We start from the raw sequence: 25,103 nt of genomic DNA on the forward strand, positions 1-25,103 counted from the left end.
GGAACCGTGAGTGCAGGAAGCCGCGGAGTGCTTGGAGTCGTGGGCGCGGCAACCGATGGAGTCGAGCAACTCCGCACCGGCCTGGTCGAGCCAGCGATCGCCCTCGGCTGGCAGGTAGCCGTGACCCTGACCCCAGATGCCAGCAAATGGCTGCGGGCGAACGGCGAACTGGACCGACTGGAAGCCGTAACCGGCCTCCCAGTCCGGGATACGCCTCGCCTACCGACCGAGGCTCGCCCACACCCGGTCGCCAACTGCTACGTCGTCGCCCCGGCAAGCGCGAACTACGTTGCCAAGCTCGCAACGGGCATCGCCGACAACCAAGCACTGACGCAGGTGAGCGAGGCACTCGGCACGATCGACGTTCCGGTCGTGGTGTTCCCGCGGGTCAACGCAGCACACGTACGGCACCCAGCGTGGGACGGGCATGTCGCGGCCCTACGGAAGGCGGACGTAGAGCTCATCTACGGTCCTGACGTCTGGCCGCTCTATGAACCCCGCGAAGGGCCAGCAGTTCGACAGCTCCCCTGGGCCGCGATCACGGAGTCCATCCAGCACGTGACAGCCCGGGCTGCTCGACACCCGCTTTAGGAGCGTGGTGGGGCGAGTTGGGGTCTGACCTGCGGGATACCGACTTCGGCGTCTGCTGGCTGTGGCCCCCGTCAGCAGCCGCTGTACCCCGTGGGTCCCCGTCCGTTCTGGCGCGGTCGTGGCACGGGAAATTTCTAGGGGTCACCCGTCCCTGAGGCTTCCTTCAACGTGCGGTCAGACCACCAGCGCCGAGTGCAGCGCATCGAACATCTCACGAAGTTCCCACGTGGCGATTGGACCGATCTCCATCTGCAAGTGACACACGTCGTCATCGCCGTTCGGGGTCAGGCGCACGAAGAAGGCGAAACCGTCCCCGACGGGCTCCGCATTCAACGTCAGCGGATTGTTGCGGCCGGGAGTCACCGCCGCCGAAAAGCGTCCACCCGACGGCGCGCGCAGGCGAGAGAGCATCCGCGCTGCGAAGTCCGCAGCCTCCGCAGCGCTGAGATCCGCGGTGAAGTCAGCTGTCAGGCAGGAGGACCAATCTGCGGTGACCTGCCAGCTGTCCTCACCGGTCCGAGTCAGTTCCAGCCACACGGTATCGCTGCCGAGACGTATCCGCGGCTGTTCCATCGTCGCCCTCCGACATCCGTGCCTGAGCTCAAGATCCTATGGGGCGGATCTCCGCCATCGGAAGTCGTCGCAGCTCATCCATGGTCAGAGCACTAGGGACACCCTTACGGGCTGGCCCGCAGGATTTGAACCTGTGGCCTCATCCTCATCAGGTCGGTCCGGCATCCCTGTTACGCCGAGGGATCCAGCTGGTTCACCGACCGTGGCGATCGCTGGTGATCGGCCGTAACCGCGGGTGTTTGCTGCGGTTGGTGTCAAGCGTTGATGTCAGGATTCACGTCCGCCCGCCGGCGCTTCGCCGAGTCGCCCCCCATAGCGGAAGGCGCTAAGCGCGAGGGCTACGGCCGCCATGCCTCGCGTTATCGCGTCGTCTTCCACGATCACCAAGATCAGGATCGGCACCACGAACACCAAGTGCCATCGCGGGTGATCCCACCTGCTCGGCTTTGTCATCTCGCCCCCTCGATCGGCACCCTAGCCGACGGTGGTGGAGCCTGAATGGCCGAGTCAAGCTCCGCCGCGCGAGTACCAGAGCACTTGTTTGGAAGACCCCGTATGTGGACGGGGCCTGACCTGCAGAGATGCTGACCTGCGGATGAGCTGCCAGGTACCCGCAAGTCCCCGTGGTTTCCCGCTGTGTACCTCTGGTTCGGGCACGCGGCGGGCACGCTTACATCAGCTTGATGGTCAGGGGCGTGAGGGCCGTGATGAGGCTAGCTGCGGCCGCGACCAGGGACGTGATGCGGTGACGGTCACGGCTCTCTGCTCGTTGTGTTGGGCGATATGGCCCGTCCCGTGATCATGTGGCGGGATGGGCAGTCCCTTGGGGTGGGGGTCGGCACAGGGCCGGAGAACGGCTGCGAACGTGGGGGTGTTAGTTTCCCTCCCGTGTTGGAACACCAGGACGAGACCAGGGCGGCCTACGACGGGGTCGTCGAGCTGTATGCGTCGATGTTCGCCAATCGGTTGGAGACACAGCCGTTCGCGCGGAACATGATCGGCACCTTCGCTGAGCTCGTGCGTGATACGGGGAACCTGCGGGCAGCCGACGTCGGGTGCGGACCCGGCCATCTGACGGCCATGCTGCACGGCTTGGGGCTGGACGCCTTCGGGCTCGACCTCTCCCCGGCGATGGTCGACCACGCCCGGCGGGCCAATCCGGCGCTGCGGTTCGACGAAGCGCGGATGGAGGCCCTGCCGGTCGAGGACTGCGCGCTCGGCGGCGTGCTGGCCCACTACTCGATGATCCACACCCCTCCTGGGGAACTACCCGCGCTGCTCGCCGAGCAGGTGCGTGTCCTGGCACCAGGGGGCCTGCTCCTGGTCTCGTTTTTCGCGACCGATGAACCCGAGCCGGTCCGCTTCGACCACAAGGTGGCGCCCGCCTATAGCTGGCCGGTGGACCGGTTCGCCGAGCTGCTGGCCGGGGCCGGGCTCGTCACGTTCGCCCGGCTGCTCCACGACCCGGCCTCCGAGCGGGGCTTCCTCGACGCCCACCTGCTGGCCCGCCTCCAGTAGAGCGTGCCCGCACTGGCTCTACCAGGGCGCCATGCAGTCCGCCAACGCCGTACGGCCCGGCGTCGACATCAAGTCCACCATGGCCTACGCCCGGTGGCTGGGTCCCGGCACCGGCACCATGACGGCGCTGCCGGATGTCGTCCGCGCACTGGTCGTGAAGGAGCCCACCGCAGTCCGGCCGACGGCCGTCACCGTGCCCTCACTGGTCGGGGGTGGGGAGTGCCCTCACCGCATGCCCGCCTATCTGGACCGCGGCATCGCCATGGCAGAGCAGCGCATCACCGCGGCTTCCAGTGCGGTGCACGCCACCGTCTACCGGACGTTCCTCGCCGTGCTGTCGGCCCACGGCCGGTGCGGGTGCCTCACCGAGGCGCACACCGCGCGGCTGTTCACCGCCGCACAGGCCAAGGGGGAGTCGCCCCGGCACTGCACGGACAACCGTGCCTTCGATGACGCCCCCAAGGCCGATGACGGCCCCACGACGGCCCAGGGGGTTGAGGACGGAGGAAATGCCCAGGTCAGACCGCAGGTAGCCTCAGTAGCGCTGGTTCAATTCACGAGTAGTGGATCTGGCTCAGCTTTTGTCATCCTGACCGCGAATGACGGCGCAATGTCCGGGATCAGATATGGACACTCACTCCGCAGGTTCCATGATCGGGCGCTCGCGGAGCACAAGCGGTCAGCGGCGGTAGCAGTACGAATCCGAGGAGGCGTCGCCGCCCTGCAGGCGCGTCTGGTGCACGCGCAAGCCGAGGAAGTCCGAGCCGTGCGGAAAAAATCGGCTGTCGACGGAGAGCCCGCCGTGCGAGGTGTCGGCGTCGAGTTTGACCATCCACGGGTCGATGCCCGCGGGATAGAACTGCGCGTCCCAGGCGGCGTACAAGGAGTTCGTCAGGTACACACGCCGCCCGTCGCGGCTGATCTCGACCATCTGCGCTCCGCCGGTCAGCGGAACGTCCGGCTCGGCGGGATGCGGCTGTCGGCCAACCATGCCGCCGAGACGCACGGACGCGGTCTGCCTCGGATGGAACGGGTCGCTCACGTCGTACTGGTACAGCACGCCGGTTCCCCATGCGGATACGTACAGCCACTGGTCGTCCACCGACAGGTCGATGTCGGTGATCATCGGGGGCGCGGCGCCGAACGGCTGCAGCGCCGGGGGCAGGTCCTCCGTTCGCGCGGGCCGGGCGGGGATGGTGATCACCTTGCGGACCACGAAGTCCTCGCCCTCCCGGTTCCACAGCCACACCGACGCCGACAGGTCCTCCACGTTGACCACGGTGTTTGCGAACCCCCACGTTGCCTCGGGGTCGTGCGCGGGACGCAGCTCGAGAACCATCTGGTTCTCATCACCCAGATCCACGCGCTGCAGGTGTCGGCCGGAGTCCAGCTCCCAGAAGTGCAGGGAGTGGCCGTACCGGCGACCCAGCAGCAGTTCGGGGACAAGGCCGTCCTCGATCATCGAGGGGGACCCCCACTCGCTGGTCACGGCGATGTTCTGGCGCAGATGCCACCAGACGTCGTAGGCGAGGCGTTGCGGTCCTCGGTCGCTCTCCCAGGCTCGCAGCACTTCGAAGCTTTCGTGGTCCAGCAGCGCGATGCCGCCAGGCCCGTCCATACCGTCCGCGCCGCCCAGGCAGGACAGGAACACTCCGTCAGGGCCGCAGTGAAGAGTGTGCGGACGCGAATATCCGGCCTTGGCTGCCAGCTCCTCGGGCTCGACCACCTTCACCAGTCGGGGGCGGGCGGGATCGGGGCTGGTGTCGAAGATGTGCAGCCGGGAGGAGCGCAGTCCCGGGACGATGAGGTAGCGCCGCGCAGCGTGATGATGACCGGCGTGCGCCAGCGCGCTCGAGCAGGCGTTCCAACCGAAGTGGTGCAGTTCGTTGCCCAGGTCGGGCAGGTCGGCGTGAGAGATCACACGGCCGTACGCGGGGGATTCGGGGTCGGTGCCGACGGTGAACAGCGCGTCCGCGCGCTGGGCGGTCGGGTCGAAACCGACAAGGTCGGGTCACTGTGGTCGTCGCGGTCGTGAGCGTGCTCGGTCGTCGTCATGGCTGTTCCTCACTCCCGAACGGGGGCCCGGGTCCGGGGGACTCCGCAGGCAGCCGGGCTCACCCGTTCGAGATCGATGTGCAGACGCGGGACAGATATGCCATAAAACGAGCGTTTCACAGCCGCGGAAGCCTGCCAAGGCGGCAGCGCGGGGGCGCGGACCGCCTCGATGTGCGGCTCGTCTCCGTCACGCCCGACCAGATCCTTTCCGATCGATCAGGCCAGATCAGCGAGCGACGTCTGACACGGCCGACTGGCAAGACGGCCGGAGGCACGGTGTCCGCTCGGCGCAGCCGCTTTTTCCCACGGGCTCGTCATGGAGCACGGTGCCGATGTGTCCCACCGGATGGTGCGACGCTACGTCTCCGACCGGCAGCCGGAGATCCTCGCGGCCTCGGGCAAGGCCCCGGTGGAAGCGTTCGTGTCGCAGACCCACCTGCCGGGACAACCGGGCCAGGGCGGAGACCGACCGGTGGATCGCCTTCCGCTCGCACTTCAACATCGAGAGCTTCTACTGCCGCCCTGGCGTCGAAGGCGCCCGGCTGACCGCGCGTGGCACGACTCCACGGCCCGCCTCAGGGCAGCCCCAGAAGACAAAACAGCCCGACCGGGGCCAGCCCTGAGGACCGGTCACTTTCGCCAGAAGAGGTGGTGCGTCACCCCGCTCGGGCTGGGAACGACCTCCAGGTGGAACCGGTCGAGCAGCTCATCGGGGGACTCCCACAGTCGTAGTCCGGACCCGAACTTCACCGGCGAGACCGCCACATGCATGGTGTCGACGAGGTCGGCATCGAGAAACTGCCTGATGGTGGTGACTCCGCCGCCGAGTCGGACGTCCTTGCCCTGCGCCGCCTCTCGGGCCTGGTCGAGGACCGTGGCAGGGTCGGCGTCGACGAAGTGGAACGTGGTGTCGGAGAGTGTGAGCGAAGGGCGCTTGTGGTGAGTCAGGACGAATACCGGGGTGCGGAACGGGGGCTCGTCACCCCACCAGCCCTGCCACTCATGGTCGTGCCAGGGCCCGCGCTGGGGCCCGAACTTGTTGCGACCCATGATCTCGGCGCCGATGTTGCGCGCGTAATCCCGCGTGAGGTAGTCGTCCAGGCCTCGGCTCCCCCCGGGGTCGGTGCGCATGGGCCAGCTCGCAGTGGCACCGGCCCAGGCGAACAGCCTCTGGGGCTCGACATGACCGAACGGCCTCTCGAGGGACTGGTCCTCACCGGCACCGATCCCGTCACTCGAGACGTTGAAGTTCTGGACTCTCAGTAGCTGAGCCACGTGCTCCTCCTGGGTTGTCGACAACGGTGGTGAGACTTGCCGGGCCGGGAAAACTCATCGCTGACTCCGTGACCGGTCAAGAACTGGGTTACCCAGTTTCCCGGCCTGTGAGGTTTACGTGGTTTGCGGCCACCAGGTCGAAGTAGGTGGTGACGGTCCAGTCGGCGTCCGCGACGGTCGTGGAGTCACGGATATGGCTCTGCCCGGACTACTGATGTGCCGGCCGGAGCGGGCGCCCGCTCTGGACGCCCGCTCCTGCACCGGTCAGCTCGCCGGAACGGTGTCCTCGAAGGTGGTGCCTGCCTGCCGGTAGGCGTTGATCTTGGCGGCCACCTGCGCGGGAGTGAGGACCTGGTCCTTGACGTGCAGGACGTAGTCGACACCCTCGTCGTACGCGCGCGCGGCGGTGCTGGTCTGGCCGTTGAGGTCGATCAGCCACTGGTTGAAGTTGATCGACATGCCGCGCTCGGGGAGATACGCGGCGTCATGCGTACCGAAGAGCTGCCCGTCGATGTAGTACTTGATGGTGCTGTTGTCGATGGTCAGCACCAGGTCGTGCCAGCCGGTGAAGCTCTGCCGCGATTCTGTGTGCTGGTTGACGGCTTGCCAGGGATCAGGGTTGTACGTCTCCCAGGATGTCGTGTAGAGGATATTGCCCGACTCGCCCCAGCCGCCGTTGGGCAGGTACTCGAAGTCGTACTCCGAGTAGTCGTCGGCCATCGGCGCCTTGAGGTCGTTGATGGTGAAGAAGGTCTGGACGAGATGGTCGCCGTCGGGTCCCGACTTCGGCGCGTCGCTGAACTTCACCCGGGCCGCGTAGGTGCCGTTCTTGAACTTCATCGACTTGGTGAGGACTTCGGTCTGCTCGGTCGACTCGCCGGTCCCGGACGACGAGGTCTCCAGGTTCATGAGGGAATTGCCGCTCTCGGTGGAGAAGGTGACGTTCTGCGGCGACCAGGTCGCGCCGGGGACGCCCGGGCCACCAGAGTTGGAGCGTACGTTCCAGCCGTGCTCCGAGAGCTTTGCGTCGCTGTGACTGGTGTAGTTGAAGTCGTCGAAGAGCGTGGCGCCGTCGCCCGGCGGGTCGGTGGGCGGGTCGGTAGGCGGGTCGGTGGGGCCGCCGGGGTCGTTGCCTTCGGGGGCGGTGCCCCACTCGAGGCTGGAGCCGACCTGGGCGGTGACCTTGTTCCAGTCTCCGTACGAGTTCTGTGCGGCTCCGAAGGAGTAGTCGTCACTCTGCTTCACACTCTGCCAGTTGGACTGGTAGAAGCGCAGCTGCAGGTCTCCGCTGTCGGCGCCCGGAGCGAGGGATCCTGCTCCTGAGGTGAAGCCGACCTCGAGGTAGCGATCGGCGGTGGCGGTCGGATGGGCGAGGGTTCCGAAGGTTCCTGTGACGTTGGCACAGCCCTTGACCGCCCAGGAACATGCGAACCTGTACGTGGCGTCCGCCGAGTCCGCCTTGAAGTAGTAGCGGACCTTGACCTGGCTGAGCTGCAGGGAACTGTTGCCGGAGTTGATGACCTTCAGCCAGGGCTCGCTCTGGTCAGCCGTGGCGCCCGATGCGCCGGTCTTGTACTGGACCGTGAGAGCTCCGGCTGCGCTGGCCGTGGACGGCAGCGCGAGCAGTCCTGCGCAGCCGAGACCTAACGCCGCGGCGGCTGCCGCGACGGTGTGCATACGGCTCTTCGCTCTTGTTGTCACTGCGGTGTTCTCCTTCATGGGGGGTTGCGGGGGTTCTCGCGCGGGATTTACAGGGGGCGGTACCGGACGTCGAGGGCGTCCAGGCGGCTCTCGTGCAGCCGCATCCGGGCGAGGAAGTCCCCCCAGCCGGGTTCGTCCGACCAGGCGCGGTCGGCCAGGGCACACAGCCGGGGGAAGCTGAGGTATTCGAGGTGGGCGGGGGTGGCGGCGAACTCGGTCCACAGCTGGGCTTGGGTACCGAGCACCTGTGCTGCGGCTTCGTCCTCCCAGTCGGCCGGGGCGGGGCGGTAGGTGTGCACGGACTTCAGGTCGACGACGGCGCCGGGCTGGCCGGGTGGTTCGGTGAGGTCGTCGGACTGGGCGTAGTCGAGGTAGGTGGAGCGGTAGTGGGCCATCACGACCTGCTGGCCGCGCCGCGCCGCGGCAAGGCCGTGGGACGGGTCGCGCCAGGTCGTCACGGTGAACTCGGGCGGCAGATCGGTGCCGGTCTCGGCCCAGCCCATGGGGCGCCGGCCGTGGCTGGTCAGGAATCTCCCGATGTGGCCCATGAACCAACCGTGCAGTTCCTCGGGGCCCGCCAGTGCCTCGTCCTCGACCCTGCGGAGTGCGTCCGCGGAGGCCGCCCACTCGACGGTGGGGCACTCGTCGCCGCCTATGTGGATATGTGATGCGGGGAAGACGTCCATGACCTCTTCGAGGACGGTGCGGCAGAAATCCAGGACCAGGTCGTGGACGCCGAGGGTGGTGTCGCACACGCCCCATTCGGTCCATACGCCCAGGCGCCGTTCGGGGCGGTTGCCCAGTTCGGGATAGGCGGCGATGGCCGCCCGGGCATGTCCGGGCATCCCGATCTCGGGCACGATCGTGACGCCCCGCGAGGCGGCGTACGCGACGAGTTCGCTGAGCTCCCGTCGGGTGTAGCTGCCGCCGTGTGGCGTCCCGTCGTACACCCCGCTCCCCGAGGGGCCGACCATCGACTGGGCCCGGTGGCCACCGATCTCGGTGAGTTCGGGGAAGGCAGAGACCGGCATTCGCCAGCCCTGGTCGTCGGTGAGGTGCAGCTGCAGGACGTTGAGCTTGTGGAAGGCCAGCAGGTCCACGTAGCGGCGTACGAAGGAGACCGGCTGGAAGTGGCGGGCCACATCGAGCATTGCTCCGCGCCAGAGGTGGCGTGGGGCATCGGTGATCTCGACGCAGGGCAGCTGCCACGAACTGCGGCGCTGCGGGGTGTCCAGCAGGGCTTCGGGTGGAAGCAGCTGGCGGATGGTCTGGATGCCGTGCAGGAGTCCGGTTTCGTGTGCGGCGCGCAGGAGCAGGGCGTGCGGCCCGATGGTCAGCCCGTAGGCCTCGTCTCCGAGGCTGCCCAGCTGCGGGTCGAGAAGGAGGTTCAGCTGCCCGTCCGGGGAGGGGGCCAGTGGCAGCCCGGTGACCGGGGCGAGGAAGGAGCGCAGAAGGTCTGCGGCGCCCTCGGTACCCGGGGCAGCCCGTATGGACGTATCCGCGTCGAGGGTGAATCGGCCCGCCCTGACAGAGAGCTTGCTGGGTCGGGGAATGAGCGGGAAGTCGAGGTGCGCAGGCATGGGTCGGCCTCCGGTGCCGGCAGGGTACGGTCCTCGCGGGCCAGGGGTGTGGTCCAGATCAGCCCTTGACTGCGCCGCCGGTCATCCCGGTCGAAACGCGTCGCTGGAGGGCCAGGAAGAGGATGAGGACGGGGAGTGCGAAGAGCGTGGCGGCCGCCATGGTGGCGCCCCAGTCGGTGCCGAAGACATTCGAGAACGAGGACAGCCAGACGGGCAGGGTGCGGTCGTCCTGGTTCTTGATGATCAGCATGTTGGCGAAGGCGAATTCGTTCCACGCGGTGATGAATCCGAAGAGCGACGTGGCGAGCAGGCCGGGAGCGAGGAGCGGGAAGGTGACGCGGCGGAAGGCCTGGGCGCGGGTGCAGCCATCGACCTGTGCCGCCTCCTCCAGTTCGACGGGGATGGCGGTGAGGAAGCTGCGCAGTGTCACGACGGTGAAGGGCAGCGTGGTCATGAAGTAGATCAGGGTGAGCATCGACAGCTTGTCGAGCATGCCGGTGTCGCGGGCGATGATGTACATCGGGATCAACATGGCTTCCCAGGGAGCCACTTGGGCGATGAACACCATGAGGATGAAGCTGCGCCGTCCCCGCCACTTCATCCGTGCCACGGCGAAGGCCGCACCGAGCGCCACGACGAGGGCGAGCAGCACTCCGCCGAGCGTGACGGTGAGACTGTTGCGCCAGAACATCCAGAAGCCGTCCGCCTGCACGGCCTTGGTGAAGTGGTCGAACGTGAGGTGGGTGGGCAGGAAGATCGGGGTGTCGGCGGTGATGTCCTTCGTGGGCTTGAAGGCAGTGAGTGCCATCCAGTACACGGGGAAGATGGAGAGCGCGAACACGACGAGGGCCGTGGTGTTGAGCGGGAGCCTGCGGAGGAATCGGCTCCGGACGCTGCGTGCACGTATCGCTGTGAGGCTCACAGTTCAGCCTCCTGCTTGAACATCTGGCGGAAGTAGGCGATGAGTACGGCGACGAGCAGAAGCACAGTGATGGTGGAGGCGGCTCCGGCCAGGTCGTAGCGGTGCAGGGACTGGGCGACCTGAAAGGCGTAGATCGGCAGGGTGGTGGTGGCGTCGTCGGGGCCGCCCTGGCTGATGGCCCAGATCTGGGCGAAGCATCGGAAGACCCAGATGACTTCGAGGCACAGGACGAGCCCGAAGATCGGCCGGAGCATCGGCAGGGTGATGGAGCGGAACATGCGGGCGGCGCTCGCGCCGTCCATCCGGGCCGACTCGAAGACCTCGGCGGGGACGGTCGTCAAGGCCGAGTGCAGGGTGATCGCGGCGAACGGCACCGACTGCCAGACGACGAGGATCACCAGGATGGTGAAAGTGGCCGGGCCATGGGCGAACCAGGTGTAGCCCTCGAAGGAGTCGAACCCGAGCCGGACGAGGAGCCAGTTGACGACACCCAGCTGGGACTGGAACAGCCACTGAAAGACAGTGGTCGCGGCGATCTGCGGGGTCGCCCAGGCCAGCACCAGACCGCTCATCACGACGGTCCGCATGCGCTTGCCCAGACGCTGCAGCATCAACGCGACCAGGGTGGACAGCACCATGATCAGTGAGACGTTGACAGCCGTCCACAGGATGGTGCGGCGCACCACCGCCCAGAACTCGTCCCCGCTGAGGATCTCCCGGTAGTTGTCCCATCCCGCGAAGCCGGGGCCGCCGCGAATGAGTTCGCCCAGGCCGAAGTGCTGGAAGGAGATGACCACATTGCGGATCAGCGGATACACAAGCAGATAGGCGGCGCCGACTACGGTGGGTGCGACGAGCAGATAGGGCCAGAGGCCGGCGTTGGTCGTCCCACCTGGGGTGCGTCGTCTCGCGGTGCGCGTCTTCCCGGGAGGCCGTGTCTTCTCCCGTGGCGGGGTGTCGGGTACGGTTCCGGTCCGCGTGGCTGCGGTCACGGCCTCCTCCTTCCTCGGAGACGGGTTCAGGACTTGGTGTTCAGGGTCTTGGTGATGGAGTCCGATGCCTTCTTCGCGGCGGCCGCCAGGTCGCCCCCTGTCAGCACGGCCGTCTGGTACGCCTTGATCGGGTTGTTGGCCTCGACTGCGGCCCAGTTGGGCGAGTTGGGGGTTGCATGGCCCTGTGGGGCGGCTGCGGCCATCACGGAAGCGCCCTCGTCGCTGCTGAGGACTTCGGCGAGCGAGGTCCTGTTGGGCACATAGCTCATGGTCTTGGCCATCTCGGTCTGCCATTTGTCGCCCGCCAGCGCCTTGATCACCTCGTACGCGGCATCCTGGTGGGCGGAGGCCAGGGGCACGATCAGGTCGGAGCCGCCGAGGACGACCGAGCCCGGCTTGTCGGCCGTCTTGCCGGGGATCGGGAAGAACCCGATCTTCCCTTTCAGCTCGGGATTGGCGTGCTCAATGATCTTGGCACCGCCGGGTACGGAGATCTCCTGGGCGACCATGCCCTTGGCGAAGACGTCGTGTTGCAGCGGCTTGGCCTCGTCAGCGTCCTTGGGGCCCTTTCCAAGTGCCTGGAGCTGCTTGTAGTACTCCATTGCCTTGACCGCTTCAGGGGTGTCGAGCGCGCCCTTCCACGTGCCGCCGGATTCGGTGGCGAGGTCGCCGCCCTCGTCCCAGATGAACCCCGACAGCAGGTACCAGTTCTGGCCGGGCAGGTAGATCCCCTGGTCTCCCCCCTTGTTGAGCTTCTTGGTCGCCGTGATCCACTGCTCCCGGGTCTTGATGGCGCTCGCGTCCACGCCGGCCTTCTCGAACAGGTCCTTGTTGTAGATCACGACTCGGTTGGCCGCGTACCAAGGAATGCCGTACTGCTTGCCGTCGATGCTGCCCGGCTCGGCAAGGCCCGGCAACCAGTCGTCGCCCTTGAGCTCGGAGGTCTTGTCCGAGAAGTCCTTGACGCCGCCGCTGGCGGCGTATTGCGCGACCTGAGTGTTGCCCACCTCGATGACGTCCGGGGCGTCGTTGCTGGCCAGTGCGGCGGTGACCTTCTGCCCGATGCCGTCCCACTCCTGGATCTGGATGTCCAGGGTGGCGTCTTTGTGGGTCTTCTCGAAGTCCGCCTTGAACTGCTTGAGGTAGTCGTCCGTGACACTGTCCTTCATGATCCACACAGTGAGCTTCTGAGGACCGCCCGCGGAATCGGAGGCGTCGGAGGAGCTGCACGCGCTGAGCCCGGCTGTCAACACGAGCACAGATAGGCCGGCAAGCAATCGGAACTTCACAGTTCACCTCTGAGGGACGGGGCTCCAACCAGTTGACCACTACTGGTCAACTGGACAACTTACCTATCGGTGGTGGATGAAGTTGGCATAGACCACTGATGTCGTCAAGTACCCATGCAGAGGCCACTGTTGCAGTCCTATGACGGGATCATGCAGCCAGCCGCTCCTGGTCCCCGACTCCAAAGCAGATTGACCAGTAGGCCGATTGCAGCTTGTCGCACCCAACTGGTTAACTTTGAGACAGACCAGAAAGGGCGACACATGGACAACAAGGCGCCGGAGACTCTGCTCAAGCGGGAGCGGGTGCGCGACCACATTCTGGAGCTGATCGAGGCCCGCAGACCCGGCGACGCCATCCCTTCGGAGCGCGCACTCAGCGCCGAGCTCGGCGTTTCCCGGCCCACCCTGCGGGCGGCAGCCGACGAACTGGTGGCCACCGGCCTGCTTGTACGCGAGCATGGCCGCGGCATGTTCGTCGCTCCCCAGAAGATCACCCAGGAGTTGGTCTCCGGGCAGCATTCACTGAGCGCACCTCTGGCCGGCGGCAGCTGGTCAAGTCGGCTCCTTGAGTTCGCGACCGTGCAGGCCGGCGCCCGCGTGGGCCGCAAACTGCAGCTGTCCCCCGCAGCCTCGATCGTCTACATCGCACGGCTTCGACTGGTCGACGGCGCCCCCATCGCCATCGAGCATCTGCACATCCCGGCGGAGCTCGTACCCGATCTGTCGGAGCAGGAACTGGAGGCCGGGGACCTCTACGAGCACCTGAGGGATCATCACCAGGTACAGGTCCATGAGGCGGTCCAAGCCATCGAGCCCACGGTCGTCACGCAGGCGGAGGCTGCTCTGCTCGGTGTGCCCGAACTCTCCCCCGCCCTACTCTTCGAGCGGCTCACCACCGACACCAGAGGGCACCCCGTCGAATACGTCCACTCGCTCTACCGCGGTGACCGCTACCGCATCGTCTCCCGGATCACCCTTGGTCCCGCGCCCGCCGTCCCCGAGGCGCGCAGCGAACATCATCCCGGCATCCCGCCAGGGGATTTCGCACACCGCGACCCCATCTCCTCGTCCACTGTCGGAGATGTCCAGTCAGGTAGGTAGCACAGGCCCGTCCGGAGTTTCCCGGACTGCACGATGAAGGCGGGGCAGTAGGAGCCGGCCCCGGCATCTACGGGACAGCCCTCAGCGAGCACGCGCCACATTTGGAACAGCGAAGGCCCCGGACCAACGAGGTCCGGGGCCCGCCCTGCGGTGAAGGGCTACTCGTCCTCTTCGAGGCAGTCGAGGCATTCGCACGCGCCGGCGTGGCCGCAGTCGCAGCCGCACGAGTGGGCGGCGCTGAAGCAGTAGCAGACGCAACCGGTCTCGCCGCAGGGCTCGGTGTGCCTGGTCATGGGGTCATCCTCTCGTCAGCGGCAGCGCGGTGGTTGGCGGCGGCCGCAGTTGCGCCCCGGACCATGAGGTCCGGGACCCAGTCGTGCGGTGAGGTCCAGAGTCTTTCGTTTGGATCAGGCTGGATCAGGGAGCGGCCCGCCGCGGAGCGGCTGATGTCGCCCCGTGGTGCGTGCAGCTGCAAAGCAGAGGAAAGAGCCCACGCGGATCGAATAGGGTCTCCCCTGCTCGAGCGAAGCCGAGAGCTGGGGGAAGACTGACGACAACGCCGCGGATGTGCCTACCAGACCCCGCGAGCCCAGCAAGATCCAGACGAAAGGCCCTGGCCGAGCGTGGTGGTGGTGAGCTTGCCGTCCTCGGCTTCCGTGCCGCCGAGCTGGGCCTTCCCCCGGTGTGGCACCTCGACCTGATAGAACTTCTCGCTCTTCGGGACGTCGTCGACGGCGACTTTGCAGTCCTCCGCGTACTCGGAGGAGCCAAGGTTGCCGGTGACCGCTACTCCCCCGGCGGCGGCGTGGACGGTGGCTGAGATTCCCTCGGCCATGTCGTCGTAGCCTCCGGCTTCCTTTCAGCCAGTGTCGGCAGTGTGAACGACTCCGACATTGAGGGCGAGTGCGCCGGTGAGTGAGAACGTGGCCGGTTCGTCGTCGCCACTACCGACCGTGATGGCCCAAGCCGCTCCGACGATCCCCGCCCCCTGCGACCATGCCCACGAGACCTGCGATCGCGGGGTTCACCAGCCGCTCGGCGGGCGGTGCCGCGGGCGCGGGCGGCATGGCGGGTACGGCGGGCATTTCAACGGATGGTGGCAACACTTCGGTAGTCATCGTCCCCCCCGGGATTCGTTCGAGATCGGGATGGTATCCCGAATCGGCGCAGGTGGGCCAGGGTTTACGACCTGATTCAGAGCTGGATGTCACTGACGCGATGTGGGACCGGATCGAGCCGCTGATGCTTGCCGATCAGGTTGGTGGACGACGATGGGCCGCTCGGCATCCTGCTGTTCGTGCTCGGCCCGCTGAAACTTCTCGCTTGCCGCCGGACGGCTGCCGACGGGGTGAAGGCGCTCTCCAGTCGGCCGGCGGCCCACCGCTGCCGAATCCTGAGGCAGTGGCAGCAGCCGGACCCTGCACCGGATTGACCACCCCTTGGCGACGGTTGGCCTGGGCGCAGGATGCGCGGTGCACCTGTACGGGGACTGCAGTGCGGTGAGCAGAAGCAAATGGGGTTTCAGGGGCCAGTTGTCGGTCACCCGCAACGTAGCAACCGAACCAGGACAACCATCGGGAGTGAGGCACATGGAGAACTGGCGTATGCAGGCGGCCTGCCGTGACGAGGACCCCGACCTGTTCTTCCCCATCGGAAGCACCGGCCCGGCGCTCGTGCAGACGGAAGACGCGAAGGCGGTATGCCGCGAATGCCCGGTTCGGGAGCCGTGTCTGGAGTGGGCCATGGAGCACGGTCAGGACTCCGGCGTATGGGGTGGCCTGGGTGAGGCCGAACGGCGTGCACTGAAGCGCCGCACCCGCAGGCGGGCTCAGGAGTCCGGATAAGGATGGACGATGTACCCATGGATCCCACGGCTTGGCTTCTCGTCGGCGCGGTCGCCGCACTACTCACCATGGGGGTCGCCGGCGTCCTCCTGATCCGGCTGATCCGGGCAAGGAAGCTGCTGATCGACGCAGGGGTCCCGCTGCGGAACAAGGCGTTGGTGTGGGCGGCGGCGATCTACACCGTCTGTCCCGTCGACCTGATCCCCGACCCCGTCTATCTGGACGACATCGGGTTCCTGCTGCTGGCGCTGCGCTCGCTCTCAGCCCACGGGCCGGACCGCTCGGGCGCCGCCCTCCCTCATAAGGGCAGCCCGCCCCGATAAGGGCAGCCCGCCCCGCGCGAACCGGATCCCGGCCGACCGGTGGCATACGGCACTTGTCCAGCCGCCGTCGAGCAGCGAGCGAGCCTCAGCCGCCTGCAGCAGGTTGACTGCATTTGCCACCGCGCGCAGGCCGCCGACGGCACGAGCCGGTCCGTACCAACCGGGGTGCTCCGATACGGCGCCCCCAGTTCGCAGCGTCGATCGCAACCCACACGCCAGCACCCTCGCACCCGGCCGCAACCTACCTCCCCCGTGTCCAGCGGGGGCCTCTGGAGTCATTCCGTCAGGAGTCGTCAGCGTCGGCTCCGGAGGTACTTCGGGGCTTGCTCATGCCGCCGGCGCGCCGGCGGATTGCGACTTCCCCGCCAAGAGGGCGTTCAGTGTGGGCGGATTGCCCATGATGCCCTGGTAAGCGCCTCGCCAAGTGGGTGTTGTCTGGGCTCGGTCCGCTTTGACGGACATCGGAGATCAACCGGTACGTCACCCAGTGGGGTTCCCGGACTTGCGTGAGACGGGGGCAAGGGCAAGCGTCTCGACGATCGCCGGGCGCCCCGTGGTCGGCTCCGTTGCCTCAGTGTCGTTTCGCCCTGGTCCCCCCGGGTGGCTCCGCTCGGCTGAGAGACTTCGGTCTTGTGAATTCTTCGAGTCTTGCCCACCAGATCCATGCCGCGTCCCACCTGACCGGGAACTTCGTGCTCCGGTCCGGCCTCACGGCAACCGAGTACTTCGACAAGTACCGCTTCGAAGGCGATCCCGTTCTCCTGGACTCCATCGCCAGGGAGATGGCCCAGCTCGTGCCGGAAGGCACGGAGGTGTTGGCCGGCCTTGAAATGGGTGGGATTCCGGTGGTGACCGCCCTCGGCCGGCACACCGGGCTGCCGTGCGCCTTTGTCCGCAAGCAGGCCAAAGGCTATGGGACGCGCCGCCTCGCGGAAGGTGCTGACATCGTGGGCCGACGAGTCCTGATCGTGGAGGATGTGGTCACCAGCGGCGGACAGATCGTGTTGTCCACTGCGGAGTTGCGTGCTCTCGGCGCGGACGTCCGTGAAGCTTTGTGCGTCATTGACCGTCAGCAAGGTGGCGTCGAGGCGCTGGCAGGCGCAGGGATCGGACTGGTTTCGTTGCTGACCGCGGACGATCTCCGTGCAGCGGCCTGACCCATTCGGATCGTCGGGACCGCCCAGCACAGTCAAGGGCAGGATAGGGCTCCCATCCCAGTCGCGCTGTTGGCCACTCCGGGACCGGACGCCGCGAGGGGTTCCGCAACGATGAGCCGGGCTTCGGTCGAATTCGGCTGCTGCGGGGCCTACTTGTCCTCACCGGGCTTTCCAATGTGTTCGCCATCGCCTGGGGTGTCGCCGCCGGGCTTGGCTGGAGCGGTGGAGGGGGGTTCGGTGTGGTTCCCGCCGTCGCCGGACTTGCCGGTGGTACCGGAGAGGTTGAGCTGAAAGACGAAGAGGAGGGCGGCCACGGCGAGGGTGACGGTCATCAAGATGGTGATGCGGCGCATGTGTGCTCCCGTTGATGAGTGAGGGTTTCGGTCGGAGTGGTGGGTCTACCAGGCGAACTCTTCGGTGTGGATGTTGTCGCGGTGGGCGCCGGCGCCGTCGGCGGCCTTACGAACGGCGGTGATCCAGATGGGCGGGCCGCAGACGTAGATGTCGCAGTGAGGGATGTCGGGGACGAGGTCCTTGAAGACCTGGGCGTCGTCGCTGAGGTGGGCGGGGCCGGTGGCCTGCCAGGAGGTCTCGGCGCGGCGGGGCCCGGGCAGGAAGATCAGCTCGACGCCACGGCGCGCGGCGATCTCACGGAGTTCGTCGATGAAGACGGCGTGCTGGGTCTCGCTGTAGCGGTAGATGAGGGTGACCTCACCGGGGGCGTAGTCGGTGTCTTCGAGGAGGGCGCGCATGGGGGTGATGCCGATACCCGCGGCGATCAGGAGCATGCGCGGCTGCCGGCGCCGACGGGCGGTGAGGGTTCCGTAGGGGCCCTCGATCAGGACCCGGGTGCCGGGCTTCAGCCGTGCGACGCGTTCGCTGCCGTCGCCTGCGGCCTTGATGGTGATGCGCAGCCGGTCGGCAGTGGGGGCGGCGGAGAGGGTGTAGGGGTTGCCGCGGGACCACCCGGGGCCGTCGAGGAAGCGCCAGATGAAGAACTGGCCGGACGCGGTCTTCATCTTGTCCAGGCGGTGGCCCTGGGCGGTGACAGAGACGACACCGGGCGCTTCGGTGACCACGGACTCGACGCGCAGGCGGTGGTAGAAGGAACGCCACGCGGGCAAGGTGAGGCGGTACAGGAAGGTGACGGCGAACGCGAAGCCGTACAGGCACCACCAGTAGATGCGGGTCCAGGTCTCGTGGAAGTCGGCGCCGTCGACGAAGGTGTGCGGGAACGTGGCGGCGATCCCGGCGTATGAGTACAGGTGGATCAGGTGCCAGGACTCGTAGCGCAGGCGGCGGCGGGCCGTGCGGATCGAGGTGACGACCACCATGATCAGCAGGATGGTGCCGACGGTGGCGAACAGCATCCACGAGTCGGTGATGAACACCCGCATAAGCGCGTCCAGCATCGCGTCGGGTTCGCGCACCGCGCGTTCGACGGCGAAGAGGACGACGTGGGCCATCATCAGCCAGAAGGAGGCGAAGCCGATCCAGCGGTGCCGTCGGGTGAGCAGGTCGTGGCCCCAGGATCGTTCGACCCAGGGGATCCGGGCGAGCATGATCACCTGAAGGATCATCAGGTCGGAGGCCAGCAGTCCTGTGAGCAGGCCGAGGGAGCCCGTCGCCCGGTCGGGTGCGGTCAGGCTGAGCGGGCCGCCTTGGTTCATCACCCATAGGGCTACGACCGCGACCGCGGACAGGATCGCCAGAGCGCCGAGCGGGTCGGCCAGGGTGAACCCCCGCCGTCGGCGTTCGGCGGGCAGTTTGCGGTGCCCGCGGGGCAGCACGGTGGAGAGCGTCATCAGCGGATTCCTTCGGCACGGATCACAGGGCGCCGCCCCGGACGGGGCGTGGTCCTCACCCTCGTCGGGCTCTTTGTGGCATCTCTAAGAGACCGACACTCGACGCGGAGTCGTTGTCGTCGGCTGGAGGTTGTGACCTGCGCCCGTCGTGCGAGTGGCGGGGGACGGCGGAGGGGACGGGCCGCGTGGTTCTTAGACTTCCTTGTCCTTCGAGGCTGATCCTTGACCTGGAGCAGCCCCTGTCGGCGGGGGCGCCGGTGAAGGGCTGAGGTTCAACAGATGGCAGGAGTGGGCCGGAAGCCTGAGGTGCTGGTGGTCGACGACGATCCGGGCCTACGTGAAGCCCTCGACCTGGGTCTGGGACTGGAGGGCTTCACGGTGCGCCTGGCCGAAGACGGCGAAATGGCGCTGGCGGAGGTCGCCGCCCGACTGCCCTCGGTGATCGTTCTGGACGTGACGATGCCGGGCCCGTCAGGCGTCGAGGTGGTGCGCCGGCTGCGGGCCGAGGGCCGGACGCTGCCGGTGTGCATGCTCTCCGCCCGCGACGAGGTCGACGACCGGGTCGCGGGACTCGCAGCCGGCGCGGACGACTATGTCGTCAAGCCGTTCTCCATCGGCGAGCTCGCCGCCCGCCTGCACGCCATGGTGCGCCTGCACGAGTCCACCGCGCAGCGTCCCCTGGTCATCGGCGACATCACGATCGAACCGGCCCGCCGCACCGCCTCACGCGCCGGACGTGACCTGGGACTGACCGCCCGTGAGTTCGATCTCCTGCTCGCGCTCGCCCACCGGCCCGGCCAGGTCCTCTCCCGGGCCCAGCTCCTGGAGCAGGTCTGGGGCTACACCTGGGACGTCGACACCAACGTCGTGGATGTCTTCATCGGCTACCTACGCAAGAAACTCGAAGCCGACGGCAGCCCCCGTCTCCTGCAGACGGTGCGCGGCATCGGTTTCGTCCTGCGGACCGGGCCTTGAATCTCCTCCCGCGCAGCCTGCGCTCCCAGATCACCGCGGCGGTCGTCCTCCTGGTGACCGTCGTGGTGGCGCTCGCCGGGCTGATCATCGTCGCCCGGATCGACCACCGCGACCGCACCGACGTCGACCGGCAGCTCGCCGGCCGCGCCGAGAAGGTTCGCCAGGACGCCGACAAGCTCCTCAAGCAGGGCGGCCACGACGGCGGTGACGAGGGCCGGGACGACTACGGCGGCCTGCTGGTCGGCAGCCAGAGTCTGGTCCGCCTCATCTCCGACGGCCAGATCACCGCCCAGCGCGGCGAGACCCCGCCCTTCCCCCTTCCCGTACCCGAGCGGGACGGCTACGCCACTGTCGCGGCCGACGGGCAGACCTGGCGTTCCCTGACCCGCCCCCTGAACAATGCCGGGGACCGCCTCGAAGTCCTCCAGGACATCGACTCAATCGAGCGGCGACTGGCGGACAACACCGCGATCGTCGCCGCCGTCACCCTCCTCGCCGCCCTCACCACCGCCGCCGGCGTCTGGCTGATCACCCGGCTCCTCCTCCACCCCCTTCAGCGGCTGCGCACCGGTGCGCAGGCCATCAGTGCCGACGCCACCGGCCCCGGCCTGCCGACCCTCGCCCGCCCCCAGGAGGTCGCCGACCTCTCCCACGCCCTCAACGCCATGCTCGACCAGCTGCGGACCAGCATGGAAGCCACCCGCCGCTTCACAGCGGACGCCGGACACGAGCTGCGCACCCCGCTCACCACCCTCGGGATGACGCTCGAGACCCTCCAGCGCAACCCCGACCTCTCCCAGCCGCAGCGCCACCGCGCCCTGGAAGCGATGAACGCCGAGCACCACCGCATCACCACCCTCCTCACCGGACTCCAGGCCCTCGCCCGTGGCGACTCCCGGGCCCTGCCCGACCGCACCCCCGTCGACCTGACCGCCCTGCTTGCCGAAGCCGTGACCCACGCCGCTCGGCGCCACCCGCCCGTCACATACCGCCTCACCCCCGCCGACCCCGTGACGGTCCAGGGGTGGGCGGCCGGGCTCCGGCTCGCCGTGGACAACCTCCTCGACAACGCCGCCCTCCACGGCCACCCGGACGGCACCGTCGACATCCGCCTCACGCACGACCACAGCACAGCCCGGATCACCGTCAGCGACAACGGCCCCGGCATCCCGCCCGACCAACGCCAGGCCATGAAGGAGCGCTTCACCCGAGGCGCCCGAACCCGCGCACCCGGATCCGGCCTCGGCCTCGCCCTCGTCGAACAACAGGCCCACGTCCACCACGGCACACTGCATCTGGGAGAGAGCCCCAGCGGCGGGCTGCGAGCGATCCTCGCCCTTCCTACGGCAAGCGAGCACGTACCCTACGAGCCGGGCTCGGGCGGCCCTCCATCGGTTTGACCAGCGCGCATTCACGGTGCGTTCGGGGGCCGGTGCTCCGCACCAGCGGCGAGGCTGCATTCAGCGTGACAGGGCGCTCCGCCGTGTGCCGCCGACAGCGAGGCCGGGGTCTACCGGCAGCCCGGCGCGGCCGTCACGAGCGACTCTCGCCGTTCACCGCTCGTGTCACCTCGCTGACGAAGGCGGGCCCGGCCTACCGCAACACGCACCCGCAGGACGCGGTCCTGTCCTCGGATACCTGCCCTTGACGGCCGTGCCGGACGATGTGGCCGAGCGCACCGGTCCTGCACCGCCTGCTCGCGCGTCATCGCGCCCAGTTCGGTGCGGCAACGCCATGAAGTACGTCACATTGCCGTGTGCGGGACCGTGTTCGCTGTGGGTTCGCGGTGCCGACAACGGCCCACCGCTGTCTGCCGATCTGAGGGTTCCCCGTCGACGCGCCGGACACTGCAGCACTCCGGGCCGACTTAGGCCACCCTTCCCTGTCTCTGCAGTCGCCTGGTAGATGTGGAATTCCGACATCTCATCGAAGGTCGCACAATGAACGAGGAAAATCGCACAGGTCACATACCCTTCACCATCGATCTGACCTTCGAGGAAGCTCGACGACGGGCGGAGGTCGTGACCGCACTCGGGCCCGACTGGGACCCGGTCGCCGCTCTCCAGAGCGAGGACGAGGCCTACACGCTCCTTTACTCGAACCTCGACGCCGAGCAGCAGCGCACCTACGACCTGCTCGTGGCGGCCGGCGTCCTGCCAGGAGGGGAGCCGGGCCGTGCGGCTGCCCATTGATCCACAGGCGGACGTCGCCCGCCGCGCCTGGCTCGCCTGCCCCGTCTGCGACGACGCCCGCCACTGCGAGCCCTGCGCCGACCGCCGCAACTGCGGAGAGCACTGGCGCTATCTGATATCCAGCAACGGACCGGTCGTTCACCTTCAGTGTCCGCAGTGCACACACATGTGGTCAGTGAACACGCGGCCCGGCATCACCCGCCGCGACGACAACACCTCCGGTTGGTGACCGACGGCAGCCGGCCCAGCACGTGGCCTGTCGGTCACAGGACTTGGGACTGGCAGTCCGTCTTGACATTCATGCAGGTCAGGGCCATTTTGCGTCGGCGCGGATCAGCAAGTCGTCAGCATCGGTCCCGGTCCTGTCCGCGGTTGCTGACTGTCCGAGTGCCCGCGCGCGGTCATGGTGACGGGGACAGCGGTGTACGGCCGCGTTGTGAGAGATCGCCGGCCACTCCGCCATTGGCACCCCGAGGCCTCCGCCGGCTCGGTCCCACAAGTGATGGGGTCGGTCAGCAGGCCCACGTGACGAGGGTGCCGGGCATGTCGAGCGGGGACGTCGAATATTCCGTGCAGTTCCGGTCGGTGGAGTGCAGACTCACTGCATGGCGGACATGCAGGCATTTCGGGACGCGGTCAGCCGCTGGGCGGCTGGTGGTGCCGGCGAACCGGCCAGTGATCTGGCTGTGCAACTGGGGCTGCGGACGGCGGTGCTGCTGGAAGGACCGAGTGACCTCGAAGCCGTCGAGACGCTGGCCGCACGGAGTGGCAGGGACCTGGCCGCCGAAGGGGTGTGCGTCGTGCCGATGGGCGGGGCGATGAGTGTCGGCCGCTACGCCGGTCTTCTCGGGCCACCCGGTCTTGACCTGCGTCTGACGGGACTGTGCGACGAGCGCGAGCAGCGCTTCTACGCCCAAGGCCTGGAGCGGGCACGGGCACCGCACCGGGGCTTCTTCGTGTGCGTGGCGGACCTGGAGGACGAACTCATCCGCGCGCTGGGCACGTCCCGGGTGGAGGAAATCATCCGGGACGAGGGCGACCTGCGGGCCTGGCAGACCTTCCTGCGCCAGCCTGCACAAGACGGTCGGCCCCGGCAGCAGCAGTTGCGGCGCTTCCTCGGCACGAAGAAGGGCCGCAAGATCCGCTACGGCCGTCTCCTGGTGGAGACCCTCGACCTCGGCCAAGTACCGGCCCCGCTCGACGAACTCGTCACGAGTCTGTGACCGAGGCACGAAAATCACAGCCCCCTCGAGCGCTCTGTCCCGCCGTCCGCCCGAGGTGGTCAACCGAAGGGTTCGATGGCCAACGGCCCCACGCCATGAGCAAGCCGACGAGTCATCTCACCTGCGACCGCGAAGAGGAAGAGCACCTCTAAGGGCCCGTAATCCCTGGCGGGCGCGCGACGACAGCTACGGCACCTCGCCGCGTTGTCGGAACGCCCGAATACGACCAGTATGAGGACGCCCCTCCGCCTTGCGATGCACCGCATCCGACGCCACGCGCCGATCCACCAGGGATTACGGGACAGCCCTTAGCGTGTGCTTCGAGAAGGTCCACCGACCAGCCCGGAGATGCCATGCCTCTGCAGATGAAGTTGGGTGCGATAACACTCGATTGCCCTGATCCGCCGGCTCTGGCGGCGTTCTATCAGCAGGCCACCGGCCTCGAACCTCACCCGAAATCGGACGCCGACTTCGCCGGTCTCAACGGTGCGGACGGACTTCTCATCGGCTTTCAAAAAGTCGACGACTACCGAGCTCCGAGCTGGCCGGACCAAACCGTTCCCCAGCAGCTTCACATCTGCTTCAACGTCGGGGACGACCTGGACGACGCCGAGGCCCAGTTGCTGGATCTGGGTGCGGGCAAGCCGGATCACCAGCCTCATGATGAGGCCAGGGCGCGGGTCCTCACTGATCCGGCTGGGCATCCCTTCTGCCTGGTCAAACGCTGACTGCCCTTCAGACGCTCGGTCCGGGCGTCTATCAGGGTTGGTCCGGCACCTCCCCGGCCTCCCGGAGGGCCGCCAAACGGCGTACGAACTCGTCTCCGAGGTGCCGGTGAGGCCCTTCTCGGATGCTGCCGTCGCGGTCCTACTTCGGGCGGCGATCTCGAAGCCGCCGGGTCCAACGGCCGGCACCCGAAGCGCACCTCGTACCCGCCGCACTCGGCCGCCTGGGGCTGGGCGGCGTGCCGGGCGAGGTGCTGGCGACGGGGGATCTCCCTGGCTCGGAGGCTGGTGCGCAGCAGTCCTCAGCGGCCGCCGCGTGGCGATGGGCACGTGTGCCGAACCTGGGCCCGATACTCACTGAAAGCACCCAGTTTGGGTTGCTTTATCGTGCCGAGGAATGCCGCGGAGGAGAATCCGGTGGAGCTGAATCTCACGGACAAGGTCGCCGTCATCACTGGAGGCAGCAAGGGCATCGGCCTGGCCGTCGCCGAGGCATTCGGCCGTGAAGGCGTGCGCGTCGTTGTTGGCAGCCGCACAGAAACACCTGAGCTCGCTGCCTTGAGCGAGCGGTTCGACGTCGCCTTTCATCCGGTCGATCTGGCCGATGCCGACGGTGCGGACGGGCTGATCCAGGAGGCGGCCGGTCGTCACGGCAGAATCGACGTACTGGTCAACAACGTTGGCGCCACCAGCCCACGCTCCAGCTTCCTCGATGTCGATGACGCAGCATGGGTACGTGCCCTCAATATGACGTTCTTGAGTACGGTGCGCGCCAGCCGCGCGGCATTGCCGCACTTGCTGGCTCACGGCGAGGGGGCGATCGTCAACATCAGCTCCATCAACGCCCGACTGCCCTTCCCCATGGTGGTGGACTACTCGGCAGCCAAAGCTGCCCTGAGTAATCTCACCAAGGCCTTGTCCGAAGAGTTCGCCCCCCGCGGTGTCCGCGTCAACGCCATCGCTCCCGGCCCCGTACGCACCCCGTTCTGGACCGCCCCCGGCGCCTTCGCCGACACCGTCGCGGCCGGTACGGGCGGTACCGCGAAGGAGGCCTTGGACGAGGTCGTGCCCCAGCAGATGGGCATCTCCACCGGACGGATCACCGAACCTCAGGAGGTGGCCGACCTCGCTGTCTTCCTCGCCTCCCCGCGTGCCGGCAACATCACCGGTGCCGAATTCGTCATTGATGGGGGCCAGATCAAGACCACCTGAGACGGGCTCGGGCGAAGCGGGGGCAGCTCACGTCCTCAACTGCCGAAGCA

The 25,103-nt window shown here is 67.6% G+C and carries 25 protein-coding genes and 1 pseudogene; 14 read left to right on the forward strand and 12 right to left on the reverse strand.

Annotation, left to right across the window (positions count from 1 at the left end):
• Positions 1 to 6: 6 nt before the first annotated feature.
• Entirely contained in the window at positions 7 to 591 is a 585-nt protein-coding gene (locus OHB49_RS01280) for a flavoprotein (protein WP_329157159.1), read from the forward strand.
• A 174-nt stretch (positions 592 to 765) separates the two neighbouring features.
• On the opposite strand, the gene OHB49_RS01285 is transcribed toward OHB49_RS01280, so the two are convergent.
• Positions 766 to 1,164 (reverse strand): hypothetical protein, encoded by a 399-nt coding sequence (locus tag OHB49_RS01285; RefSeq protein ID WP_329157160.1) that lies wholly within the window; start codon positions 1,162 to 1,164, stop codon positions 766 to 768.
• A gap of 888 nt (positions 1,165 to 2,052) precedes the next feature.
• On the opposite strand from OHB49_RS01285, the gene OHB49_RS01290 reads away from it, so the two are divergent.
• Both OHB49_RS01290 and OHB49_RS01295 read left to right on the forward strand, forming a co-directional pair.
• Positions 2,053 to 2,682 carry a class I SAM-dependent methyltransferase gene (locus OHB49_RS01290; RefSeq protein ID WP_329157162.1) on the forward strand — a complete coding sequence of 210 codons (630 nt, stop codon included), beginning with the start codon at positions 2,053 to 2,055 and terminating at the stop codon, positions 2,680 to 2,682.
• A gap of 10 nt (positions 2,683 to 2,692) precedes the next feature.
• Positions 2,693 to 3,118: pseudogene (locus tag OHB49_RS01295) on the forward strand (DNA primase); the annotation flags it as partial.
• A gap of 243 nt (positions 3,119 to 3,361) precedes the next feature.
• On the opposite strand, the gene OHB49_RS01300 reads toward OHB49_RS01295, so the two are convergent.
• The 7 genes from OHB49_RS01300 to OHB49_RS01330 form a co-directional block, all read right to left on the reverse strand.
• Positions 3,362 to 4,648, reverse strand: coding sequence for a selenium-binding protein SBP56-related protein (locus OHB49_RS01300; RefSeq protein WP_329166302.1), 1,287 nt, complete (start codon positions 4,646 to 4,648; stop codon positions 3,362 to 3,364).
• A gap of 719 nt (positions 4,649 to 5,367) precedes the next feature.
• Positions 5,368 to 6,012, reverse strand: a complete 645-nt coding sequence (locus OHB49_RS01305) for a dihydrofolate reductase family protein (RefSeq protein WP_329157164.1) — start codon at positions 6,010 to 6,012, stop codon at positions 5,368 to 5,370.
• Between the two features lie 264 nt (positions 6,013 to 6,276).
• Positions 6,277 to 7,731 (reverse strand): cellulose binding domain-containing protein, encoded by a 1,455-nt coding sequence (locus OHB49_RS01310; RefSeq protein ID WP_443079470.1) that lies wholly within the window; start codon positions 7,729 to 7,731, stop codon positions 6,277 to 6,279.
• A gap of 29 nt (positions 7,732 to 7,760) precedes the next feature.
• Positions 7,761 to 9,293, reverse strand: coding sequence for a beta-N-acetylhexosaminidase (locus OHB49_RS01315; protein WP_329157166.1), 1,533 nt, complete (start codon positions 9,291 to 9,293; stop codon positions 7,761 to 7,763).
• Positions 9,294 to 9,351: 58 nt separating this feature from the next.
• A complete protein-coding gene (locus OHB49_RS01320; protein WP_326828125.1) occupies positions 9,352 to 10,101 on the reverse strand; it encodes a carbohydrate ABC transporter permease in 750 nt (249 codons plus the stop codon).
• A 110-nt stretch (positions 10,102 to 10,211) separates the two neighbouring features.
• A complete protein-coding gene (locus OHB49_RS01325) occupies positions 10,212 to 11,207 on the reverse strand; it encodes a carbohydrate ABC transporter permease (RefSeq protein WP_443079471.1) in 996 nt (331 codons plus the stop codon).
• 26 nt (positions 11,208 to 11,233) lie between these two features.
• Positions 11,234 to 12,496 carry an extracellular solute-binding protein gene (locus OHB49_RS01330; protein ID WP_329157168.1) on the reverse strand — a complete coding sequence of 421 codons (1,263 nt, stop codon included), beginning with the start codon at positions 12,494 to 12,496 and terminating at the stop codon, positions 11,234 to 11,236.
• Between the two features lie 261 nt (positions 12,497 to 12,757).
• Here OHB49_RS01330 and OHB49_RS01335 point away from each other — a divergent pair, with 261 nt between their 5' ends.
• A complete protein-coding gene (locus tag OHB49_RS01335) occupies positions 12,758 to 13,597 on the forward strand; it encodes a GntR family transcriptional regulator (RefSeq protein ID WP_329157169.1) in 840 nt (279 codons plus the stop codon).
• A gap of 158 nt (positions 13,598 to 13,755) precedes the next feature.
• Here the strand turns inward: OHB49_RS01335 and OHB49_RS01340 are convergent, their stop codons facing one another.
• Both OHB49_RS01340 and OHB49_RS01345 read right to left on the reverse strand, forming a co-directional pair.
• On the reverse strand, positions 13,756 to 13,890 hold the full coding sequence (locus OHB49_RS01340) for a hypothetical protein (protein WP_313941129.1): 135 nt from the start codon (positions 13,888 to 13,890) through the stop codon (positions 13,756 to 13,758).
• 278 nt (positions 13,891 to 14,168) lie between these two features.
• Entirely contained in the window at positions 14,169 to 14,432 is a 264-nt protein-coding gene (locus OHB49_RS01345) for a hypothetical protein (protein WP_329157174.1), read from the reverse strand.
• Between the two features lie 754 nt (positions 14,433 to 15,186).
• Here OHB49_RS01345 and OHB49_RS01350 point away from each other — a divergent pair.
• The 3 genes from OHB49_RS01350 (at position 15,187) to OHB49_RS01360 (ending at position 16,921) form a co-directional block, all read left to right on the forward strand.
• Complete coding sequence (locus OHB49_RS01350; RefSeq protein WP_329157176.1) at positions 15,187 to 15,441, forward strand: WhiB family transcriptional regulator; 255 nt, start codon at positions 15,187 to 15,189, stop codon at positions 15,439 to 15,441.
• Between the two features lie 17 nt (positions 15,442 to 15,458).
• Positions 15,459 to 15,764 (forward strand): YkvA family protein, encoded by a 306-nt coding sequence (locus OHB49_RS01355; protein ID WP_329157177.1) that lies wholly within the window; start codon positions 15,459 to 15,461, stop codon positions 15,762 to 15,764.
• A 692-nt stretch (positions 15,765 to 16,456) separates the two neighbouring features.
• Entirely contained in the window at positions 16,457 to 16,921 is a 465-nt protein-coding gene (locus OHB49_RS01360) for an orotate phosphoribosyltransferase (protein ID WP_329157179.1), read from the forward strand.
• Between the two features lie 149 nt (positions 16,922 to 17,070).
• On the opposite strand, the gene OHB49_RS01365 is transcribed toward OHB49_RS01360, so the two are convergent.
• Positions 17,071 to 17,274: a hypothetical protein gene (locus tag OHB49_RS01365; protein WP_329157181.1), complete on the reverse strand. Its 204-nt coding sequence runs from the start codon at positions 17,272 to 17,274 to the stop codon at positions 17,071 to 17,073.
• A gap of 45 nt (positions 17,275 to 17,319) precedes the next feature.
• Positions 17,320 to 18,726 (reverse strand): ferredoxin reductase family protein, encoded by a 1,407-nt coding sequence (locus OHB49_RS01370; RefSeq protein WP_329157182.1) that lies wholly within the window; start codon positions 18,724 to 18,726, stop codon positions 17,320 to 17,322.
• 279 nt (positions 18,727 to 19,005) lie between these two features.
• Between OHB49_RS01370 and OHB49_RS01375 the strand changes: the two genes are divergently transcribed.
• From OHB49_RS01375 to OHB49_RS01405, 7 genes are all read left to right on the forward strand, one after another.
• On the forward strand, positions 19,006 to 19,701 hold the full coding sequence (locus tag OHB49_RS01375) for a response regulator transcription factor (RefSeq protein WP_329157184.1): 696 nt from the start codon (positions 19,006 to 19,008) through the stop codon (positions 19,699 to 19,701).
• The gene (locus tag OHB49_RS01380; protein ID WP_329157186.1) at positions 19,698 to 21,101 is read left to right on the forward strand and encodes a HAMP domain-containing sensor histidine kinase; all 1,404 of its coding nucleotides are present in this window, start codon (positions 19,698 to 19,700) and stop codon (positions 21,099 to 21,101) included. The genes OHB49_RS01375 and OHB49_RS01380 overlap by 4 nt, the downstream gene beginning before the upstream one ends.
• A gap of 540 nt (positions 21,102 to 21,641) precedes the next feature.
• Positions 21,642 to 21,893, forward strand: a complete 252-nt coding sequence (locus OHB49_RS01385; protein WP_329157188.1) for a DUF6400 family protein — start codon at positions 21,642 to 21,644, stop codon at positions 21,891 to 21,893.
• Positions 21,877 to 22,122, forward strand: a complete 246-nt coding sequence (locus OHB49_RS01390; RefSeq protein WP_329157189.1) for a hypothetical protein — start codon at positions 21,877 to 21,879, stop codon at positions 22,120 to 22,122. The genes OHB49_RS01385 and OHB49_RS01390 overlap by 17 nt, the downstream gene beginning before the upstream one ends.
• 376 nt (positions 22,123 to 22,498) lie before the next feature.
• On the forward strand, positions 22,499 to 23,116 hold the full coding sequence (locus OHB49_RS01395) for a TOPRIM nucleotidyl transferase/hydrolase domain-containing protein (RefSeq protein WP_329157191.1): 618 nt from the start codon (positions 22,499 to 22,501) through the stop codon (positions 23,114 to 23,116).
• 353 nt (positions 23,117 to 23,469) lie between these two features.
• On the forward strand, positions 23,470 to 23,844 hold the full coding sequence (locus OHB49_RS01400) for a VOC family protein (protein ID WP_329157192.1): 375 nt from the start codon (positions 23,470 to 23,472) through the stop codon (positions 23,842 to 23,844).
• Between the two features lie 414 nt (positions 23,845 to 24,258).
• Positions 24,259 to 25,053: an SDR family NAD(P)-dependent oxidoreductase gene (locus OHB49_RS01405; protein WP_329166308.1), complete on the forward strand. Its 795-nt coding sequence runs from the start codon at positions 24,259 to 24,261 to the stop codon at positions 25,051 to 25,053.
• Positions 25,054 to 25,103: the final 50 nt, after the last annotated feature.

Origin of the sequence: Streptomyces sp. NBC_01717 (assembly GCF_036248255.1) — a bacterium.
GTDB lineage: Bacteria > Actinomycetota > Actinomycetes > Streptomycetales > Streptomycetaceae > Streptomyces.

Bases quoted from the DNA above. Each gene is read 5' to 3' on its own strand.
- OHB49_RS01365 (WP_329157181.1), bottom strand. From the start codon at position 17,274: ATGCGCCGCATCACCATCTTGATGACCGTCACCCTCGCCGTGGCCGCC.
- OHB49_RS01385 (WP_329157188.1), top strand. From the start codon at position 21,642: ATGAACGAGGAAAATCGCACAGGTCACATACCCTTCACCATCGATCTG.
- OHB49_RS01340 (WP_313941129.1), bottom strand. From the start codon at position 13,890: ATGACCAGGCACACCGAGCCCTGCGGCGAGACCGGTTGCGTCTGCTAC.
- OHB49_RS01350 (WP_329157176.1), top strand. From the start codon at position 15,187: ATGGAGAACTGGCGTATGCAGGCGGCCTGCCGTGACGAGGACCCCGAC.
- OHB49_RS01285 (WP_329157160.1), bottom strand. From the start codon at position 1,164: ATGGAACAGCCGCGGATACGTCTCGGCAGCGATACCGTGTGGCTGGAA.
- OHB49_RS01335 (WP_329157169.1), top strand. From the start codon at position 12,758: ATGGACAACAAGGCGCCGGAGACTCTGCTCAAGCGGGAGCGGGTGCGC.
- OHB49_RS01310 (WP_443079470.1), bottom strand. From the start codon at position 7,731: ATGAAGGAGAACACCGCAGTGACAACAAGAGCGAAGAGCCGTATGCAC.
- OHB49_RS01345 (WP_329157174.1), bottom strand. From the start codon at position 14,432: ATGGCCGAGGGAATCTCAGCCACCGTCCACGCCGCCGCCGGGGGAGTA.
- OHB49_RS01375 (WP_329157184.1), top strand. From the start codon at position 19,006: ATGGCAGGAGTGGGCCGGAAGCCTGAGGTGCTGGTGGTCGACGACGAT.
- OHB49_RS01355 (WP_329157177.1), top strand. From the start codon at position 15,459: ATGGATCCCACGGCTTGGCTTCTCGTCGGCGCGGTCGCCGCACTACTC.
- OHB49_RS01400 (WP_329157192.1), top strand. From the start codon at position 23,470: ATGCCTCTGCAGATGAAGTTGGGTGCGATAACACTCGATTGCCCTGAT.
- OHB49_RS01315 (WP_329157166.1), bottom strand. From the start codon at position 9,293: ATGCCTGCGCACCTCGACTTCCCGCTCATTCCCCGACCCAGCAAGCTC.
- OHB49_RS01395 (WP_329157191.1), top strand. From the start codon at position 22,499: ATGGCGGACATGCAGGCATTTCGGGACGCGGTCAGCCGCTGGGCGGCT.
- OHB49_RS01320 (WP_326828125.1), bottom strand. From the start codon at position 10,101: ATGGCACTCACTGCCTTCAAGCCCACGAAGGACATCACCGCCGACACC.
- OHB49_RS01370 (WP_329157182.1), bottom strand. From the start codon at position 18,726: ATGACGCTCTCCACCGTGCTGCCCCGCGGGCACCGCAAACTGCCCGCC.